The sequence below is a fragment of the Vibrio sp. 03_296 genome, from assembly GCF_002265885.1.
This window is the reverse complement of the sequence record NZ_NPKW01000841.1, coordinates 1-1,077: the sequence shown is the minus strand read 5'-3', so window position 1 is coordinate 1,077 and position 1,077 is coordinate 1. Positions and strand designations below refer to the sequence as shown.

The 1,077-nt window shown below is 41.7% G+C and carries 2 pseudogenes; one reads left to right on the top strand and one right to left on the bottom strand.

Going from position 1 to position 1,077, the window contains the following annotated elements:
- Positions 1 to 199: pseudogene (locus CIK04_RS28320) on the top strand (hypothetical protein); the annotation flags it as partial.
- A gap of 2 nt (positions 200 to 201) precedes the next feature.
- On the opposite strand, the pseudogene CIK04_RS28315 reads toward CIK04_RS28320, so the two are convergent.
- Positions 202 to 685, bottom strand: a pseudogene (locus CIK04_RS28315) (PaaI family thioesterase).
- Between the last annotated feature and the right edge of the window lie 392 nt (positions 686 to 1,077).

Below are 1,077 nucleotides of genomic sequence, written 5' to 3'. Positions count from 1 at the left end.
GGACAAAGGCAGTAACCGTATCTATCGGTTACAAGATGGGCTAAGTCAAGTCGCGAATCAGTGGAAAAACGCCATCTCTTTAATCTGATCGTGAAAGAAAACACCCACCAAGGTGAACCCGTTTACTACCGCTGGAAAATTGTCATGAATCGCTACGAAAATTGTTGCCATCGAGAAAATCGAACAGCCTGAAACATAGCGTTATGCTCTAGGCACCACTTTTTTAATCGATAGGGTTAAATCAAATTCAGCCATCGGCTCGTCTCCGTGCAAGAGGAGCACAGCGCGGTAATTCGAACATCTTGATTCACCGCTGACCCGTTTGCATGGTTTGCGACGAGCATTKGTCGATCAAAGGACCATCATGGCAAACAAAATGCACATCCGCCTCTGGCCTTTTAAGAAATTCCGCCTTAACGCCCTTAAACGCCAAAGAAATTTTCTCTCCTTGATTTTTGGCTTTGCTCATCGCCAAAAAACCTCCTGCCACATCCGCACCTACCGCTAATGCACCGAAGTACATGCTATTGAGGTGGTTCTTTGTTCGTTTTCTTAGAGGGATTTTCACTTCCACCATTTTTTCATCAATGGCAATGATTTTAGGGCGACACAACCAGATCAGGGGAACTTTTGAAAACCCAAACATATTGAGATAAAGATTGGCTTTTTGTAGTGACGTAAGCATAGTGGCGTTTCCTTATAACTAGTCAGACCAGTTTCCTGCGCACCGCGCCAGTTGTCAAAGAATTGTTAACAAAAATCATCAAGTCGCTGAGTCCATCACGAATTTATCCCCACGATTCATCATCAATTCAGTGGAAAATGTTCATTAACTCCCTTTTCATTAAGGCTTTTATTTATTAACAGTTACTCATACTGTTTCACTTACGCTTATATTCATTTTAATTCACGCCAGCTTTACAGTTTGACACTTAAATAGATGGCTAAGAATCCCGTTAAATGGTTTATTCCTGTGGCTAATTCCGTTATCTTTACCGCTTCGTAATAAAATACAAAGCTATCACATGCCACTAAAAACAGATGAATTGAGAACCCAACCTTTGGGTCCAATGCCAA